This window comes from Methylomonas rosea (assembly GCF_024505055.1).
GTDB lineage: Bacteria > Pseudomonadota > Gammaproteobacteria > Methylococcales > Methylomonadaceae > Methylomonas > Methylomonas rosea.
Genome location: NZ_JANIBL010000045.1, coordinates 1 through 18,102, shown reverse-complemented (window position 1 = coordinate 18,102; position 18,102 = coordinate 1). Strand labels below are relative to the sequence as shown.

General features: G+C 52.4%; 16 protein-coding genes. 9 read left to right on the top strand and 7 right to left on the bottom strand.

The features are described 5' to 3' along the window. Positions 1-79: 79 nt before the first annotated feature. The 3 genes from NP589_RS14405 to NP589_RS14395 form a co-directional block, all read right to left on the bottom strand. Complete coding sequence (locus NP589_RS14405) at positions 80-862, bottom strand: hypothetical protein (RefSeq protein WP_256607610.1); 783 nt, start codon at positions 860-862, stop codon at positions 80-82. A 47-nt stretch (positions 863-909) separates the two neighbouring features. Continuing rightward, entirely contained in the window at positions 910-3,429 is a 2,520-nt protein-coding gene (locus tag NP589_RS14400) for an ExeM/NucH family extracellular endonuclease (protein WP_256607609.1), read from the bottom strand. 271 nt (positions 3,430-3,700) lie between these two features. Then, positions 3,701-4,495 carry a UDP-2,3-diacylglucosamine diphosphatase gene (locus NP589_RS14395; protein ID WP_064036422.1) on the bottom strand — a complete coding sequence of 265 codons (795 nt, stop codon included), beginning with the start codon at positions 4,493-4,495 and terminating at the stop codon, positions 3,701-3,703. Positions 4,496-4,785: 290 nt separating this feature from the next. Here NP589_RS14395 and phoU point away from each other — a divergent pair, with 290 nt between their 5' ends. Genes phoU through NP589_RS14380 form a run of 3 tightly spaced genes read left to right on the top strand, consistent with a single transcriptional unit; the run spans position 4,786 to position 7,875 of the window. After that, positions 4,786-5,523: a phosphate signaling complex protein PhoU gene (phoU, locus tag NP589_RS14390; RefSeq protein WP_256607608.1), complete on the top strand. Its 738-nt coding sequence runs from the start codon at positions 4,786-4,788 to the stop codon at positions 5,521-5,523. Between the two features lie 40 nt (positions 5,524-5,563). After that, positions 5,564-7,498, top strand: a complete 1,935-nt coding sequence (locus NP589_RS14385; protein ID WP_256607607.1) for a pyruvate kinase — start codon at positions 5,564-5,566, stop codon at positions 7,496-7,498. Between the two features lie 20 nt (positions 7,499-7,518). Continuing rightward, positions 7,519-7,875 (top strand): hypothetical protein, encoded by a 357-nt coding sequence (locus NP589_RS14380; RefSeq protein WP_256607606.1) that lies wholly within the window; start codon positions 7,519-7,521, stop codon positions 7,873-7,875. 87 nt (positions 7,876-7,962) lie between these two features. On the opposite strand, the gene NP589_RS14375 is transcribed toward NP589_RS14380, so the two are convergent. Next, positions 7,963-8,736 carry a ParA family protein gene (locus NP589_RS14375; RefSeq protein ID WP_020482674.1) on the bottom strand — a complete coding sequence of 258 codons (774 nt, stop codon included), beginning with the start codon at positions 8,734-8,736 and terminating at the stop codon, positions 7,963-7,965. Positions 8,737-8,794: 58 nt separating this feature from the next. Then, positions 8,795-9,283, bottom strand: a complete 489-nt coding sequence (locus tag NP589_RS14370; RefSeq protein WP_256607605.1) for a zinc ribbon-containing protein — start codon at positions 9,281-9,283, stop codon at positions 8,795-8,797. 98 nt (positions 9,284-9,381) lie between these two features. On the opposite strand from NP589_RS14370, the gene leuS reads away from it, so the two are divergent. From leuS to holA, 3 genes are read left to right on the top strand one after another with little or no spacing between them, the layout of a single operon-like run. After that, positions 9,382-11,970 carry a leucine--tRNA ligase gene (gene leuS / locus NP589_RS14365; protein ID WP_256607604.1) on the top strand — a complete coding sequence of 863 codons (2,589 nt, stop codon included), beginning with the start codon at positions 9,382-9,384 and terminating at the stop codon, positions 11,968-11,970. A gap of 25 nt (positions 11,971-11,995) precedes the next feature. Then, positions 11,996-12,496 carry an LPS-assembly lipoprotein LptE gene (locus NP589_RS14360; protein ID WP_256607603.1) on the top strand — a complete coding sequence of 167 codons (501 nt, stop codon included), beginning with the start codon at positions 11,996-11,998 and terminating at the stop codon, positions 12,494-12,496. A 2-nt stretch (positions 12,497-12,498) separates the two neighbouring features. Beyond that, positions 12,499-13,527 carry a DNA polymerase III subunit delta gene (gene holA, locus NP589_RS14355; RefSeq protein ID WP_256607602.1) on the top strand — a complete coding sequence of 343 codons (1,029 nt, stop codon included), beginning with the start codon at positions 12,499-12,501 and terminating at the stop codon, positions 13,525-13,527. Between the two features lie 54 nt (positions 13,528-13,581). On the opposite strand, the gene pepA is transcribed toward holA, so the two are convergent. Next, on the bottom strand, positions 13,582-14,406 hold the full coding sequence (gene pepA / locus NP589_RS14350; protein WP_256607601.1) for a flocculation-associated PEP-CTERM protein PepA: 825 nt from the start codon (positions 14,404-14,406) through the stop codon (positions 13,582-13,584). Positions 14,407-15,058: 652 nt separating this feature from the next. Here pepA and cysK point away from each other — a divergent pair. The 3 genes from cysK to NP589_RS14335 all read left to right on the top strand — a co-directional run bounded on the left by cysK (position 15,059) and on the right by NP589_RS14335 (position 16,995). Further along, on the top strand, positions 15,059-16,009 hold the full coding sequence (gene cysK / locus NP589_RS14345; RefSeq protein ID WP_256607600.1) for a cysteine synthase A: 951 nt from the start codon (positions 15,059-15,061) through the stop codon (positions 16,007-16,009). Between the two features lie 138 nt (positions 16,010-16,147). Then, positions 16,148-16,564 carry a YeeE/YedE family protein gene (locus NP589_RS14340; protein WP_256607599.1) on the top strand — a complete coding sequence of 139 codons (417 nt, stop codon included), beginning with the start codon at positions 16,148-16,150 and terminating at the stop codon, positions 16,562-16,564. Between the two features lie 14 nt (positions 16,565-16,578). Next, entirely contained in the window at positions 16,579-16,995 is a 417-nt protein-coding gene (locus tag NP589_RS14335; protein WP_256607598.1) for a DUF6691 family protein, read from the top strand. 24 nt (positions 16,996-17,019) lie between these two features. Here NP589_RS14335 and NP589_RS14330 read toward each other — a convergent pair. Further along, positions 17,020-18,102: DASH family cryptochrome (locus NP589_RS14330; protein ID WP_256607597.1), on the bottom strand; the 1,083-nt coding region annotated here is incomplete at its 5' end.

The following is an 18,102-nucleotide window of genomic DNA, read 5'->3' as shown; positions in this document are numbered from 1 at the left end:
CCGACATTAGAATAACCGTCGCGTTAGCGACTCCGATTATTCTCCTAAGAAATTAGTCCTCGACAGGGTGTGAACAGTTTTAGCCTCGCTTCCGCCGAAACCCACCCAAACTCACCATCACCCCACTAACAAACATCAATAAAGACGGCTGTAACGGCACCGCAGTGATGTCGACGCCAATGCTGGTATTAATCGCCAACGGACTTTGATTCAAAAAGATCAATCCTTGATTGAGATCATTCAAATCACTGGTAATCGCGATATTCAAAGTTCCCGCTGTAACCGCCTGAAAATGCAAAACCGCTAAGGAGATTAACGAGCCAACGTCATTTAAACCCAAACCAGGAAACGCCAAACCAGCAGCAGCCAAGTTCACGCCTTCTTGCGTTGAAATATCGGTGAATAATGAGTTGATGGTGCTTCCCAAAAACTGCGCGGCACCCGCGCCGCCGAGTTGGGTATTAACACCAAAGCCCAACACCAGTTCATCCGGGCTGGCGTTAGCTAAAGGCACGAATGCCATTAATGCAATGTCAAAATAGTCCCCAATGTGGGTAAGGCCTGAGGTTTGATTTAATGCCAAAAATGTGGGCTCGCTCAGCGAGATTGGTGATGGAAGAGATCCTGTATTTGTGATGGATGGAGTAGTTGCTTCAAGTTGAATATTGCCACCCGACAAAATAACTATGTCACCTCCTTTCAAGGATGGCCGCTCAGTTATTTCCAGCGGGGGTCTGCTTATAGACACAGTCCCACCTATTAAATCCTGATTTTCCGGTATCCGAATACCACTAGCCTGATTCGCGCCTGACCAGATCAGACCAATCAGTAATAGGCCGTAACGCCATGTCATATTTTTCATAAAACCTTCTTTAACAAATAAAAATTAATCGGCAATGTTTGCGGCGTTTATGGCTTGCTGATTGCTGCATAGCTATTGAAATAACCGTACCAAATCCGGTAGTCGGCCATGCTGACGCAACCGATTTTGTCATAATCCGCTTCGCGGTTAAAGCCCGCCTTGCCGCTGCATTTACCGACTTGAGCCTTGACCAAATTGGCGTCGCTGCCATCCACATCGCCGTCGTTATCCAGGTCGCCGGGCACGAATAGTTTGATCAACAGCGGATCGTGATCGGAGGAACGATAGGCATCGGCCGCGTAGAAACTGCTTACTTGGTTTGCCGATTTGAACTCGGTGTTGTAATCCAGGGACCTTGGTTCGTCGGCATTGATATGCCATTCAGCGGCGCTTTTGACTTGCGATGCTAGCGTGGCGTTTGCCAGGGCGTGATCGAGATAACCGGCAGCACCACTAAACACGTAACTATAAGCGGCCTGATTGCCAACGAAAGTTTCCAGCAGGTTTTGATAGCCGGCATTTTTCAAGGCGCTGATCGGGTCTTCCTGCGCATAGCTGTTCAGGTCGCCGATGATCAAGGCATTGCTGACACCGCTCTGGGTAGGATCGCTAGCCAACCAGCTCGCTAAGGCTTGCGCGGCATCGGTCCGAGTTTGGTTGCAATTGCCTTGGCCGTCGCCGGTATCCGGGTCGTTAACGTCGTCGCACGCAGAACCTTTGGATTTAAGATGGTTAACCGCGATGGTCAGCAGTTTGTTAGAGGCTTTATCCAAAAAGGTTTGCGCAATGGCAGGACGGTTTTTGGTGTCTATAAACAACGGATTGACCGAAGAATCCAAAATCGCCACCGAGCCGGTTGTTGACACTTTCGCCGGCTTATAAATGATGCCGACCGCGATTTCGTCAGTGCCAATTTTGCTCAGGCCCGGGTTGATGAAGGCGTAAGTGCCGGCGCCGGCCAGTTGATTCAAACCGTTCACCAGGTCGGCAATGGCGCTGGTGCTGCCGTAGCCGTCGTTTTCGATTTCCATCAGGCCGATGACGTCAGCGTTCAAGGCATGAATAGCCGGAATGATTTTGGCGCGCTGCCGGTTAAATTCCGTGAGGGTATTGGCGCCACGCGCGGTTGGAAAGCCGCCGCCCAAACCGTTGCCGTTGAAATAATTCAAAACGTTGAAGCTGGCGATTTTCAATGAGCCCAGGGTTGATAGTGTAGGAGCCTCACCGCGAGCGTTATCGGCAACAAAAGTCAGCGGCTGAGTCGGTTGCAGACGATACACGCCAAAGTCGTAAGCCAATACGCCGGTAGCGCCAACGACCGAGTCGCCGCTGCGCAATGAGTTGGCCGCGCTCAAACCGGTCGGTTGCGGGTAAATCACAGGATCCGGATTTTGCACGTTGATGCCGTCATCAACCAATAATTGGTTGGCTAAGTTTTGCGCGGTAACATTAATAGCGGCCTGGCCGGGTGTGGCAACTTGCGTGGGCGTCAACAAGCGGCCGCCGGATGACAGCAAGAATTCGCCGAAACGGCCCAAGTTGAAGTTTTCGGTGACCGTCAAAGTTTGCGGGAGCTGAATCAGCATGCCTTCCCAGCGCTCGGGATCGTTGCCGGCGCTATCGAAAGGCAGGTTCACTTCGACGGCGGCGGGCAATGCATTCCCGGAAGAACAGACATCGACCGAGCTGACGGTTTCCAGGCGGGTCATAGAGAATGTTTCGGTAACGGTGCCGACGATGTGTACTTTGTCGCCGAGATTAACCGGTACGCTGGATGACACGAACAAGCCTTCCGAGGTGGCAGGATTCGCATCTGCACCGCTGACTTGTTGCACGAAAAAGCCATTCAAGTTGCTGCTGCCTTGGAAATCGGCGCTAACAATGGCTTCCACATGTTGCACGCTGCCGCTCAGGGGGCTGACGCCACTGCTGCCTTGGATCGCGCTGATTAGCGTTGCGGCTTGGCCGCATTGGGAGACGGGTGGTGGAGGGGTGACGCCGCCGAAGTTTTGGCCGTTGTTAACGGCGCCGAATGAATTAGTCGAAGCGGCGGTCCAGGTGAAATCTTCATAGCTGCTGCCGCTGCCTTTCAGCTGCAGAGATTGGCCTACTGGGACGCTGGATTCGCTTACGCCAATGTCTACGCCAACTTTGCCGGCGGCAGGGCCGCCAACTGCGCTAAAGCTGCCTTCATAAGTTAAAAATTGCACAACCGTGCTGCCGTTGACCAGCGCAATACCGTCCGGCGCGCCGTTCTGGATACCGTCGGTCGGATAACTAAAGCTTAGTGTGCCGAAACCAGTGCCGGATTGATCGGTAATCACACCGCTCAACGCTTTCGTGTTGTAACTGGCGCCACCGTTGCCGTTATACAAGACTATGGACCAGCCACTCAGATTGGTGCCTGCCGGACCGGAGATTTCGATTGTTTCGCCGCTATCTGTGCCGGCGTTGTCATAGTGGATCTCGTTGATAAATACCGGCGTGGCAGCCTGGGCGTTGCCGAAGAAGCTGAGGGCACTCAATGCCGCCAGCAGCGGATAGCTGCGGATATGCTTTGCGATCATGGTCGGATGGTCTCTGTGCTTAAAAATCAGTAAACAGGCCTTGAGCCTGAGCTGACTTGCAGAGAAACGCACTCATCGACCTAAGGGGGAAGGCGACGAGCGCGTCATTGGGTAACTTCCCAAAATTCTGCAAGCCCGGTCACATTTTCCGGGATTACGCTTGCAGGAGGGTTAAGATACCGTGACGGTTTAGCGAAGTTTTTGTGACATGTAATACAACTGCCAATTGGGCCAGTCGTGCCAAGGGTTTAGCAATTGGTTGGATCACGGTTTAGCCAAGGTGCGGCAATTGTCCGTCATGCTGTTGCGTTAATTGCGGCGTTTCCTGGGCCAGCCAGCGGATCAACTCCAGGCTGCCGTCTTGATGCTCGACAATTGCCGTGCAGCTTTCCACAAAATCGCCGGTATTGACGTACAAAAAGCCTTCGATTTCCTTGATTTCGGCATGATGAATATGCCCGCAAATCACGCCGTCCAGGCCTTCGTTTTTCAGGGTGCGGACAATGCTTTCTTCGTAATCGGAAATAAATTGCACCACATTCTTTACTTTGAATTTGACGAATGCCGCCAATGAGAAGTGTGATTGTCTGCCGAACAGGCGTCTAAACAGCCGCAGGAAGCGATTGATTTCGATCAGCCAGTCGTAACCCAAACTGCCTATCTTTGCCAGCCATTGGTGATGCTTGGCGATGGTGTCGTATTCGTCGCCATGCACTATCAGGAAGCGTTTGCCCTTTGCCGTGGTGTGAATATCCGAATTTTTTACGACGATGTCGCCGAACACGTAATCGTCGTAATCGCGGACGTTTTCATCGTGGTTGCCGGGTACGTAGATAATTTGCGTGCCGTGTCTGGCTTTACGCAGGATTTTTTGAATGATGGTGTTGTGATCGCGCGGCCAGTACATTTTTTTGGACAAGGCCCAAAAGTCGATGATGTCGCCGACCAGGTACAGTTTTTCGCTGTCGTTATGTTTTAAAAAATCCAGCAGGGCATCGGCCTGACATTGGGTGGAGCCAATGTGCAGGTCGGAGATCCAGATGGTGCGATAGAAAGAGGTATTCATAAGCAAACGCCAAATATTGGTATCGGACGTAGGCTATTCTTGTCTGTGTTTATGACAGCAGCATGACAGAGTCGGCTTGTCGCTTTTTTGCCGGTGAATGTGGGCGACGGAGTTTTTTGGGAGTTTTTTATAGGTTGTAGACTGTGGCTATCAGAAATATGTTTTTTAAAAACAATGGCTAACGAGCCAAGTTTTGCGTGTCTGCGCGAGCATGTCACATTCCTGTAATCTACTTGCTCTAAGGTTTGTTTATTACCGAAACCCTGGCTAAACAAGCAAGAGAACTGCCGATGACGAAGCAAACAGACACGCCAAATAATGTGCATACCTTGCATGCGTATGACACCGATTTGGGGCATATGCACAGTTTGATGCTGGATATGACGGACCTTTTGGTTTACCAGTTGGAACAGGCGATGCAGGCGCTGGACTACGGCGATGCCGAACTGGCGCAAAAAGTCGTTTCGCGGCATAAAAAGGTCAAGCACTTCGAAGGCAAGATTGACGGCGAGGTATTGAACATCATTGCCCGGCATTGTCCGGTGGCAAATGATCTGCGCTATGTGCTATCGACGTCGAAAATCGCGGTTGAGCTCGAGAAAATCGGTGTCGAGATTGTCGAGTTCGCTAAGCTGATTACGGTGTTGTTCGATCCGAACACCAGCGACCCTAATCAAAAGCTGCTGACGGACATCGTTAAAATCGGCGGCTTAATCAAGCTGATTTTGGACAAACTGATGGTGGTTTTCGAAAGCCGGGATTCCAAGCAGGCATACGCTTTGTTGCAGTGCGACAGGGATTGCGAGTCGGAATTGCAGGAAGGTATTAAGCATCAATTGACCTTGGTATTGCACGACGCCCGGATGATCCGTAGAGCGCTGGACGTAATGCAAATGATGAAAGCCATGGAACGTTGCGGCGAGCATTGCCGGAACATCGCCGAGCACGCGATTTTTATGTTGGACGGTATCGATGTGCGGCATGGCGGTCTGGCGATTAAGGCAAGTTGCATTAACAATCCCAGCTAATTAACCGGACAAGCGAAGCGCTTGGCTTTTGAGGCGATCTTTGACCACGAATCCCGTCACCAAAAACACGTATTTACAAGACGCCGTTGTCGACGACGTCCTGCGAGAGTTGGTGGACATTCGTGCGGAAATGATTGCCGAAACCGCAGGGTGTCAAACGCGCATCGATCAAGTGGCGGGCAATAACCGGGATAGCGCCCGCAATATGCTGCATTATCTCGCGTTGCGTCGTCGGGACCTAAGGCCCTTGCAATTAAAACTGGCTGCGTTGGGATTGTCGTCGCTGGGGCGGGCAGAGTCGCATGTGCTGGCAACCATCGATGCGGTTTTGGAGGTTTTACATCGATTAACCGGACGGGAGTGGACGCCGCCTACCCAAGAGTCGGTAGTGGTGGATTTTGCTGCTGGTGAGCGATTGCTGGTCGACCATACTCTTTGCTTGTTGGGGGAGGCCGCAAATGGCCGTGGTGTGCGGATCATGGTGACGATGCCCAGCGAGGCGGCGGAAGACTATTCGCTAATTCATAATCTGCTTGAGCAAGGCATGGATTGTATGCGGATTAATTGCGCCCATGATGACACGGTGGCATGGATGCAAATGATAGCTCATCTGCGGCAAGCCGAGCGTGCGCTGGGCAAAACTTGCCGTGTCGTGATGGATTTGGCCGGTCCCAAGTTGCGTACCGGCCCGCTCGATCCGCGATTGGCAGTGCTGCGAATTCGTCCGACGCACGACGACCACGGCAGACTCATCGCGCCGGCGCGCGTCTGGTTAACAGAAGTTTCCCAGCCGACTTCTCCGCCTTCATCAGCTAACGCCTCCCTGCTATTGCCAGCCGAATGGCTGCATCGTTTGTTTTTGGGCGAACAACTGAAATTCACCGATGCCCGCGGCGCGAAACGAAATCTGACCGTGGTGGATGTGACCGAGCAGGGTTATTGGGCGGAGGCGACGCAAAGCGCTTATATCGTACCTGGCACGGTGCTGAATCACGAGCGTAAGGTGGCTCATACCGATGATCGGCAAGTGACTATCAATCTGTTGCCGCAAGCTGAAAATGCCATCTTACTGAAGCAGGACGACTTATTGATCTTGACGCGTGATCTGGCACCCGGTCGACCGGCAACTTACGACAGTAGTGGCGAAGTGTTGACGCCGGCCATGATTGGTTGCTCCATTCCGGAGATTTTTGACGATGTTCGAGCGGGAGAACCGATTTGGTTCGACGACGGCAAGATCGGCGGTGTAATCGATAGAATAGAGTTTGCCCAAGTGCTGGTCAGAATCACTCATGTGCGTCCGCGCGGTGAAAAACTAAGAGGCGATAAGGGGATCAATCTGCCCGAGAGTAGGCTTCGGATAGGTGCGTTGACGCCCAAGGATATCGAGGATTTGGCTTTTGTGGTCGAAAACGCTGACGTCGTAGAATTGTCTTTCGCCAATAGCGCTCACGATGTCGAACTGCTGCATGAACATATGGCGCGTCTGGGCGATAGACGGCCGGCTATTGTGCTAAAAATTGAAACCAGACGGGCGTTCGAAAACTTGCCGGCGATGTTGTTGGCAGCTATGCGAGCGCCTTGTTGCGGGGTGATGATTGCCCGCGGCGATTTGGCTGTGGAGTGTGGATTTGAGCGTCTCGCCGAAGTGCAGGAAGAAATATTATGGATCTGCGAAGCGGCCCACGTGCCGGTGATCTGGGCGACGCAGGTTCTGGAAACTCTCGCCAAGGAAGGGATGCCGTCACGGGCGGAAATTACCGATGCCGCGATGGGTGATAGGGCGGAATGTGTGATGATCAACAAGGGGCCGCATGTCCTAAGCGCCGTGCGCGTCTTGGACGATATTCTCAGGCGTATGCAGCAGCATCAAGCCAAGAAGCGTGCCATGCTCCGCGAACTGCGGCTGGCGCATACTTTGAAGCCCCACCAAGAGTCTATCAACGAGTGTAGCTTGACCGAAATAATTATTTAGCGCTGCTAGGGAGTATGGAAATGAGCCAGATGTTGCAGTTCCCGCTGCAAAATTTTGATGCTTACTGTCAAGATTTGCATAAATTGCAGCTTAATCCGGGGTATCTGATGTATGCAAACCGGCATGCGAGTAATGATCAACCGGCAGCCCGTTTGATACCGCCAAATCAACTTGAGGCCGCCTTGGCTCATATTGATGCACCTTCCGACGACACCTTTAAACGGCTGGTGCGGCTGGGTGTGTTATTAGATACGGAATGGGATCGCAGCACCGAGAATTGGGTGATCGTTTCTTTCGAAGGCTGGGAGGTGCTGCACAAGGGCTTTAGTCGATTGAACCTGAGGGTTGAAAAATCGATGATGGAATTAATCGGGTAAACGTGACGTTCAGGCACCGATTTGCAGCGTCTTAAAAAACAAAAAGCCGGCATTGCCGGCTTTTTTATTGATGGTGCTTACAAAGCGTTATTTGTGAATTTCCAAATGCAAGGCCCGGTATTCTTCGGTCAACTTGTGGGTAGGTGCGTAGTGAATCAAAGGCTGGGCATCGCTATGCGATTCACGCACTTTCACCGAGGTGGAGATTTTGGTTTCAAGTACCGGCAAGCCTTCCGCTATCAACTCATCGACCAGTTGTCTGGGCAGATTGGCTTGTTTTTGATATTGGTTGACGATCACGCCTTCTACTTCCAGTCTGTCGTTGTGATCGGCTTTGACTTCGGCGATGGCGCGCATCAGCGTGTATAGCGCTTCGCGGGCGAAGGTGTCGCAGTCGAAAGGAATCAGGCATTTTTCGGCCGCGATCAGCGCCGACAAGCTGTAAAAATTCAGGATGGGCGGGGTGTCGATATAGATTTGATCGAAGCCTTCCAGTTTTTCCAGCGCTTCTTTTAATTTGTAGATTTTATGCCGCGATTCCAATCGGCTTTGTAAACCTTCCAAATCGGAATGGGAAGGCAGCACGTAAAGGTTGGGGAAGGGGGTTTCATGAATCAAGCCGTCCAAGCCTTCCTTTCCGCCGCCGAACAGACCGAGGCCTAGACTGTCCTTAAAAAAGTGGGCGATGGTCTTGTCGGAATCGGCGACCTTATTGCCCAGCAGATACTGGGTGGAGTTGCCTTGCACGTCGAGATCGATCACCAGGGTTTTTTTACCCTCTACGGCGCTGATGGCTGCTAGATTGCAGGTAATGGTAGATTTACCCACGCCGCCTTTCTGATTGAAAATCACCCTGCGCATAATCGCCCTCGATTGCTAGAAGATAAAAGCCCGCATTATAAGGTTAAAGCCTGCAATATCAAACGCGTGAGAAGCTGTCGCCTTTGCACTCGGGGCAGGCCGGCATAATACTGGTGGATTTGAAGGCGATTTGTTTGCCGCAGGCATCGCACACGAAAGTGCCGGGGCCGGCTACTTCGCCGCTTTTATACGGATGATAGAGCTTGGCTTCCATCTCGAGCGCGGCCAGTTTGACCTTGGTTTTGTCGGCAATGTCCATGAAAGCGTCTAGGGCAAAGTTTTCGATCAAATTGATGTCAAACTTCAACCATTCCGACAGCGAATTGTTGTCTTCCTGTTGCGACGGCGCGGTGGCGACATGCTCGACGTCGCGCATCACGTAGTCGGCGATTTTATTGATTTCTTCTTGCGTATGACCGCCCAGCGCGCTGGTTTTTTCCTTGGCTATTTCCAAGGCGTCGGCGACGGTGTGCAGCGTATCGTCCAAGGCCTCGTAAAGATGGCCCATCAGATCGTCGTATGCTTTGATCAGTTTGTTTTCGCCCATGGCTACTCCTTGTGTTGTTTTTTGTTTTAATTTTCACGCTTTAGCTTTAAGCGTCTCTAAGGTATTCTAGCGCCTTTTTACAGCAAAAGACGAATAGGATGGAAGAGCATTACAAGCCGTCGGAAATAGAGCAAAAAGTACAAGCCGACTGGGAAAAATCCGGGGTGTTTACTGCCTCTGAAGCTACCGGCAAGGAAAAATACTATTGTCTGTCGATGTTTCCGTATCCCAGCGGCAAGCTGCACATGGGCCACGTCCGCAACTATACAATAGGCGACGTGATCAGCCGCTTCCAAAGAATGCAGGGCAAACACGTGCTGCAACCGATGGGTTGGGATGCCTTCGGTTTGCCCGCGGAAAACGCGGCGATGCAAAACAAGGTGCATCCGGCCGACTGGACCTATTCGAATATCGATTACATGCGCGACCAGCTGAAACGGCTGGGCTTTGGTTACGACTGGAGCCGCGAATTGGCGACCTGCGATCCGAGCTATTATCGTTGGGAGCAATGGTTTTTCATCCGGTTGCTGGAAAAAGGCCTGGTTTATAAAAAGACCGCACCGGTCAACTGGTGTCCGCACGACCAAACCGTATTGGCCAACGAACAGGTGATCGACGGCTGTTGCTGGCGCTGCGATACTCAGGTCGAGAAAAAGGAAATCTCGCAGTGGTTTTTAAAAATCACTGCATACGCAGACGAGCTGCTGACCTCGCTGGATAAATTGCCCGGCTGGCCCGAGCAGGTGCGTACCATGCAAGCCAACTGGATCGGTCGTTCCGAAGGCGTCGAGATGGATTTTGCGGTCGAAAATTTCGACGCGCCGATCCGCATCTATACCACCCGTCCCGATACGGTGATGGGCGTGACTTACGTCGCCGTCGCCGCCGAACACCCGTTGGCGTTAAAAGCCGCCGAAGCCAATGCCGACATCGCGGCCTTCATCGAATCCTGCAAGCTCATGGAAACTTCCGAAGCGGCGATGGAAACCATGGAAAAACGAGGTATCGCATCCGGGTACAACGCTATTCATCCTCTGACCGGCGAATCCGTGCCGGTATGGATCGCTAATTTTGTGTTGATGAGCTACGGCACCGGCGCGGTGATGTCGGTGCCTGCACACGACCAGCGCGATTACGAGTTTGCAAAGAGATATGGGATTGCCATCAAGGAAGTGATTGCTTCGGCCGATGGCGCCGACGATAGCGTTGCGGAAAAGGCCTTTACCGATAAAGGCGTGCTTAAAAATTCCGGTGAATTTGACGGTTTGACTTTCAAACAAGCCTTCGACGCCATCGCCGCCAAACTGGCCGGTCTCGGCAAAGGCGAGCGTAAAACCAATTTCAGATTGCGGGATTGGGGTGTTTCTCGGCAACGTTACTGGGGCGCGCCGATTCCGGTGATCTATTGTGACGATTGCGGTACCGTGCCGGTACCGGATGATCAATTGCCGGTGACCTTGCCGCGTGATGTGGTGCTGGACGGCTCGCAATCGCCGCTGGCTGCGCATCCGACTTTCCCGCATACCACTTGCCCGAAATGCGGCAAACCGGCCCGGCGCGAGACCGATACCTTTGATACCTTTATGGAATCATCCTGGTATTTCGCCCGTTACGCCAGCCAAGATTGCGACACGGCTATGCTGGATCAGCGTGCCAATTATTGGCTGCCGGTTGATCATTATATCGGCGGCATAGAGCATGCGATTTTGCATTTGCTGTATGCGCGTTTTTTCACCAAGTTGTTGCGCGACGAAGGTCTGGTGGTTTGCGACGAGCCGTTCAAGAACTTGCTGACGCAGGGTATGGTGATCGCCGAAACCTTCTATCAAACCGACGATCACGGCCACAAGCGCTATTTCAATCTGACCCAAATCGATGTTGAGCGCGACGCGAAGGGCAAGATCATTGGCGCCAAGTTACTGGAAGATGGTTCACCGGTCACCGTCGGCGCGGTGGAAAAAATGTCGAAATCGAAAAACAACGGCGTTGATCCGCAGGTGTTAATCGACAAATACGGTGCCGACACGGTGCGCTTGTACACCATGTTTACTTCGCCGCCCGACCAGTCGCTGGAATGGAACGACGCTGGTGTGGAAGGCGCGTTCCGCTTTCTTAAGCGTTTGTGGCGGCAAGTCTATTTACATGTTGAAGCCGGTTTGCCGACGCAAGCTCTGGACAAGGCTGCATTAAGCGACGATCAGAAAGTATTGCGTCGCCAGTTGCATCAGGCTTTGCAAAAAGTCACTGATGATATGGCGCGTCGCCACACCTTTAACACTGCGATTGCCGCCAACATGGAGTTGGTCAACGCGTTGAACAAATTCGAAGACGACAGCAACAATGGAAGGGCCGTGCGTCAGGAAGTGTTGGAAGCCATCGTCTTGATGCTGGCGCCGATTATTCCGCATGCGTCGCAAGAGTTGTGGAACGAGTTGGGACACAACGATGACATCGTGGTCGCGGCTTGGCCGGCTGTTGATGAATCGGCTTTACAACAGGATGCCATCGAGATGGTGGTGCAGGTCAATGGCAAGTTGCGCGGGAAATTATCGGTCGCGGCGACTGCTTCCAAAGAGCAAGTCGAAGCGTTGGCTTTGGCTGACGAGAATGTGCAGCGCTTTCTCGAAGGTAAGCCGGTGAAAAAGCTGATTGTTGTGCCGCAAAAACTGGTGAATATCGTTGTTTAAACGCTGGATTTTCGAGAAACAGATGATGAATCACTTGAACCGAATGGTTTTGGTCGGGACATTGGCGCTGCTGGTTGGCTGCGGATACCATCTGCGCGGCTCGATAGAGATGCCGGAAGTGCTGAAAAACATGTATGTGTTTGGTGCTTCCACGCCGCTACAGGGCGAATTGCAATCGATCATGAAAGCCTCAAAAGGCAAAATTGTGGGTTCTCCCAACGATGCCGGCGTGGTGGTCAAGGTGTTAAGGGAAGACATGCGTAACCGGGTGCTGACCATCGGTTCAACCGGTAAATCCAGCGAATCCGAACTGGAATATTATCTGCGCTTTCAGTTTTTCGACAGCAAGGAAAATGCGCTGATGGACGAGCAGGTTATAGAAATATCCAGGGAGTTTTTCAACGACCAAACCGCGGTGCTGGCGAAAGGCAACGAAGAACAATTGATTCGTAACGAAATCTATAAGCAAGTGGCGCGGATGATATTGGCCAGGGCCAGGATAGCCGTCGACACGCAGAAAAAATAAGTATGCGTCTTAAGCTTGACCAGTTAACCGCAGCCTTATACAAAGAGCTGGCACCGGTTTATCTGGTGAGCGGTGACGAGCCTTTGCAGCTTGGCGAAGCGGCGGATGACATTCGCCGAGCCGCGCGCGCGGCAGGTTATGCCACGCGCGAAGTGATTGCTATCGATACCGGCAACGAGTGGCCGCAATTGACCCTGGAAGCCGAATCACTTTCTATCTTTTCCGACAAAAAACTCATCGATTTGCGCTTGCCCTCCGGCAAGCCGGGTTTGGAAGGCAGTAAAGCGCTCAGTTCATATTGTCAGCATCCGCCCGAAGATACCGTATTGCTGATAACGGCCGGGAAGCTGGATAGTGCGGCTCAGAAGTCGCAATGGTTTCAGGCCTTGGATAAAGTGGCAGCCGTCGTGCAGGTCTGGCCGTTACAAGGACCGGAGTTATTACACTGGTTGCAGCGCCGGGCGGAGCGGAGGGGCATGCATTTGGAAGCGGATGCGCTAAAAAGTCTGGCGGTGCGAGTCGAGGGCAATTTGCTCGCCGCGGCCCAGGAAATCGAAAAGCTCTACATCTTGCACGGCTCGAATCGAATCAGTAAGGTCATGGTTGAAGATGATGTCGCTGACAGCGCCCGCTTCGACGTGTTTAAGTTGATGGATGCTTTGTTGGCCGGAAAGGTGAATCGAGCCGTTAAAATTCTTGCCGGACTTAAGGCGGAGAGCGTCGCGGCGCCGGTAGTCTTATGGGCTATCAGTCGCGAAGCGCGAACACTGGTGAATATCAAGACCGAATTGAAACGCGGTGGCAACCCAGAAGTACTCTACAAAAAATATCAGATATGGGATAAGCGCAAGCAGTTGGTGCATGAGGCCTTGCAGAGGTTGAAGAGCAAGGATCTGCAAGGTATTTTGCAAGCCAGCGCGAATGTGGATTGCCAGATCAAAGGCCAGATTGCCGGCGACGAATGGGAGGGTTTGTTTAGGATTTGTTTGTTGTTTTCGAAAGGTTCGATTAGTCACCTAGCAGCTTATTGAGTCCGCCGCCCAAAAATAAATTTGAGCGGCAGCTTTCAGACTAGATTGAATGTGTTAACCAATGACTTTTTTGCGTTGGCCTGCACTGATTAAACCAAGCAAGCCGGTACCAAATAGCCATACGGCCGCTGGGACGGGTACAGCTGTCAGTTGCATGTAACCGTCGGAAACAAATTTTTGTCCGTCAGAATGCCCCTGAACGCTGGTAAAGTTAACACTTTGCAATCCCTTGGTGGTAATTGAAAAAAATGCGTCTGCACCGCCTATTGTATTTGGGCTGTAGACAGCTGGGTCGGAACCAGATGCTGCACCTACAAAATTCAGGGTTAATTCTTGACCTCCGGTACCTTTGAACAAACTACCATTGCCGGAGTTTATATTCCCCCAAAGAATTCGTTGCGTGTCAACGTCAGAAAAGCCGGTGTCGCTGACGAAGCTGTGATCTGGAGTCGTGTCAAAATATAATGCTACGTCGCCGGTCATGTTATCCACCGACTGAGTATTGCCGTCGAGGCTATTGGAATAGCTACCAAAAAAATGGGCGACCGCAGTCAACTCATACGTTGAGCCAAGGCTACCGTTTGAGACTCCAAGGAAACCCAGGTCATGCGACCTGACATAAGATTGATACCAACCTTCGACTGTTCCTGTGGTAGCGCTATCAGGCGTAAATATTATCATGGCGGCGCCAGGGGCAAAATCATAGCTGTCAAACGGCCCAATTGCCGGCCCTTCATCGCCGGCAGCGCCTGGCGCTAACTTATAATCGGCAGTACCAACCCATTGTGTGCTAGCCATCGTAGCAGGGGAGGCAATAACCAGTCCCGCCGTTAGCATTACGTTTCGTTTGAGATGTTTCATTAAAGTTTTACCGCTCATTGCTGTACCTCATAAAAATTTGATTGTATTCCCCCCTCGGGTATGGTTATAGCTGATTTTGTGATCCAACACAAATTACAGTTAGATTACTCAAGAAACAGATCTTTAGTCTAGCCGTAATAGAACGTTCAAACCGTTCAAACCGGGATTATTAGCCATGCTTGAGTGCAATGGTCATCAAAAATGGCGTCCTGCTTAGCCAGCATTTTCTGGGAAATGCACGCTAAAATTCGTTGGGAGATTAATAGCCGAATTCTCTTAGAAAAAGCCGGTTGTTGTAAAAAGCAAATGACCGACGGTGCACTGAATCTTTAGACCGAGCGCACTGAAGTACTTAACGGTTTTCCTAGTCGCTGGTGGCGATAAGCAGGTCGTGACGGTTGTTTGCCTTGCTATAAATTAGCTCTTAAATATGGTCGCTCCCGAGCAGGTGGGAGCCAACCGGCTAGCTGGATTCGCTGCGGGATCTTACGGCTCCAATCTTCGCGGGAATGACGAATCCGGGGAATTTAAGGGTGGGCTTAATAAACGCTAACGCAACAATAGCCTTTTCATTTAAAAGAACGCCAGCTGATCATTTTAGAATCCGTCAGAATAGGCCAGGTCATTTTTCTTACGCAGAGTAAACCCCCTATTCCACAGGAAACCCGACATGCCCACTTGGTACTCAGATAATTCCCAGTCGATAGGCCGAACGCCTTTGGTGCGTATCAATCACATCAGTCAGGGTTTAAACGCGACGCTGCTGGTGAAAATTGAAGGACGCAATCCATCCTATTCGGTGAAATGCAGGGTTGGTGCATCTATGCTCTGGGCCGCCGAGCGTCAGGGCTTATTAGCGGCAGGCAAGACTTTACTGGAAGCGACCAGCGGCAATTCCGGAATTGCCTTGGCTGCGGTCGCTGCCGCGCGCGGCATACCCATCACGTTGACGATGCCGGATAACATGAGCGAGGAGCGCCGCACACTATTGTTGGCTTATGGCGCCAAGCTGGTGCTTACCGATGGCGCACTGGGTATGCGTACCGCGGTCGAAAAAGCTGAAGAGATCGCTGGAGCGGATCCCGAGCATTATCTATTGTTGGAGCAGTTTAAAAATCCGGCCAATCCGGTCATACACGAACAAACCACCGGCCCGGAAATCTGGCGGGACAGCGGCGGCCAGGTCGATATTTTTGTAGCCGGCGTCGGCACCGGCGGCACAATTACCGGTGTGTCGCGCTATCTGAAACACAGTTGCGGCAAGCCGGTGCTTAGCGTCGCGGTCGAGCCGGCCGGCAGTCCGGTATTGAGCCAAACTCGCGCCGGTCTGTCCTTGCAAGCTGGGGTACACGGCATCCAAGGCATAGGCGCCGGCTTTGTGCCGCAGAATTTGGATTTGTCGTTGATTGACCTGATCGAGCCGGTAGAAGACGATGAGGCTATAGCTTATACGCGACGCCTCGCTAAGGAAGAGGGCATTATGGCCGGAATTTCCAGCGGCGCGGCGCTTGCCGTTGCGGTACGTCTGGCTAAGCGTCCTGAACATGCCGGCAAAGTCATCGTCGCGGTGCTACCTGATTCCGGCGAACGCTATTTAAGCTCGTCACTGTTTGGAGAGTAAGGAGCGCGCGCGGTTAATGTGAACAAGCATTTCTCTGAAACTGACGAGGCCGGGTCAATAAATAGGTGTTAAAGCGGGTAAATCTGGTTTGGTGTTGCGGTTTCTGATTCAATACCCGGTTTTTGGCAACACATACGCATGAATTATTTGACGATTTTATCCGCGCTGGCCGGGGGGGCAATGATCGGGCTAGCCGCCGCCTTACTGTTGTTTACCCATAAACATACCGCCGGTATCTCAGGCATTGCGGCAGGCATGTTACCGCCATGGAGCGAGGGCAGTGTCTGGCGCGGCTGGTTCCTGGCCGGCCTGCTGGCCAGCGCGCCCCTGTATCGTTTGAGCGGCGCAAACATTGCGCTGGATCTGGATGCCTCGCCCGGTTTGCTGGCAATTGCCGGTTTACTGGTCGGTTACGGTACCCGGCTCGGCGGCGGCTGTACCAGCGGACATGGGGTTTGCGGGATCGCCCGCCTGTCGGTGCGATCCATCGTGGCGACGCTGACCTTCATGTTGACTGCCGGCATTACGGTTTTTATTGTTCGTCATTTGCTCTAAGCCGGAAGTTCGGGATGAAAAATACAGTATATTTATTCGCTTACGGCCTGCTGTTTGGGTTGGGTTTGATTGTCGCCGGCATGAGCAATCCGGCCAAAGTCTTGGCGTTTCTGGATGTGGCGGGGGCGTGGGATCCCAGTCTGGCCTTGGTGATGGCTAGTGCCTTGTTGACGCTGGGGCTGGCGCGCTATTTCATGCACCGCAATAACGATGCCGCTGATAGCGAGCAAGAGCCTTCCGCACGCGTGCCGGCCGGTGTGGATGGCAAACTGATTACCGGTGCGGCGATATTCGGTGTTGGTTGGGGCTTGTCAGGTTTTTGTCCGGGGCCGGCCTTGCTGGGATTAAGTGCTGGCGTGTTGGGTAATTATGCGTTCGTTACGGCGATGTTTGCCGGGTTTTGGCTGTTTCGTTTGTTGCATCAACGCTAAGAAGCGACTCTCATAAGTTAAGAATCAAGCCGGTAATTCCGAAGCCAATTTAGCGGTCTCCGGGTCCACCGGCCAATCGGCGGCATCGACCGAATCCAAGGGCAAATTACGGATTTCAGCCTGCCACTTGTGAACAAACTTCCCGTCCGGATCGTAAAGCCGGGTTTGTTTTTCCAGATCAAAATGCCGCTGACCGCGCGGGTCGGCGCCCACTCCGGCCAGATATTGCCAATTCCCCCAGTTACTGGCTACGTCGTAATCCAGCAAGTGTTGTTCGAAATAGGCCGCGCCGAAGCGCCAATCCACGGCCAATTCATTGACCAGGCAACTGGCGACGATTTGCCGGCCGCGATTGGACATATAGCCGGTGGCGTTGAGTTGTTTCATGCAGGCGTTTACCAGTGGATAGGGCGTGTAGCCGTTACACCATTTTTGAAAGCGTTCGGGATAAAAACAAGTCAATGGCCGGCGCTGTTTGATGCCGCGAAACGCAAACAGCCGCTTGCCGTACTGGTGGGCGTACCATTGAAAATACTCGCGCCAGAGTAGTTCAAAATACAGCCAGTAGGTCGATTCATTGGCGCCATTCTCCTGTTCATAGCGGCGTAAACTGGAATAGACCTTTCGTACCGACAGATTGCCGTGGGCCAGCCAGGGCGAAAACTTACTGGAATTTTCCCAACCGTCCAGTTCGTTGCGCAGGTCTTTGTAACGGCTGGGGTAACTGCTGCGGAAATAGTCTTTAAGCTGTTTCTTGCCGGCTGTCTCGCCGCCATGAAAGGCCATATCCGGATCGAGGGCGGAACTGGCCGGCAAGTACACCGGAAAATTTAATAGCCAGTCCGATTTGGGCTCGGGGCTGGGGGGTAGAGCATCGGGCGGCGGTAAGGGATGATCGACCGGCAACTGCTCGATGTAGTCCTTGAATGGCGTGAAGGAGTGCGGCAATTGGGTAAAAGGCAGGTCCTTCAAGTTGAACAAGGTTTGCGTGTCGGATTCTACAAAACGTAAGCCCGGCAAATGCTTTTGCAACGCCAACCATTGTTGCCGCTCCTGAAACCCGCTGTGGCGGCTACGATAAACTACCGATACGCCATGTTTCGCAAC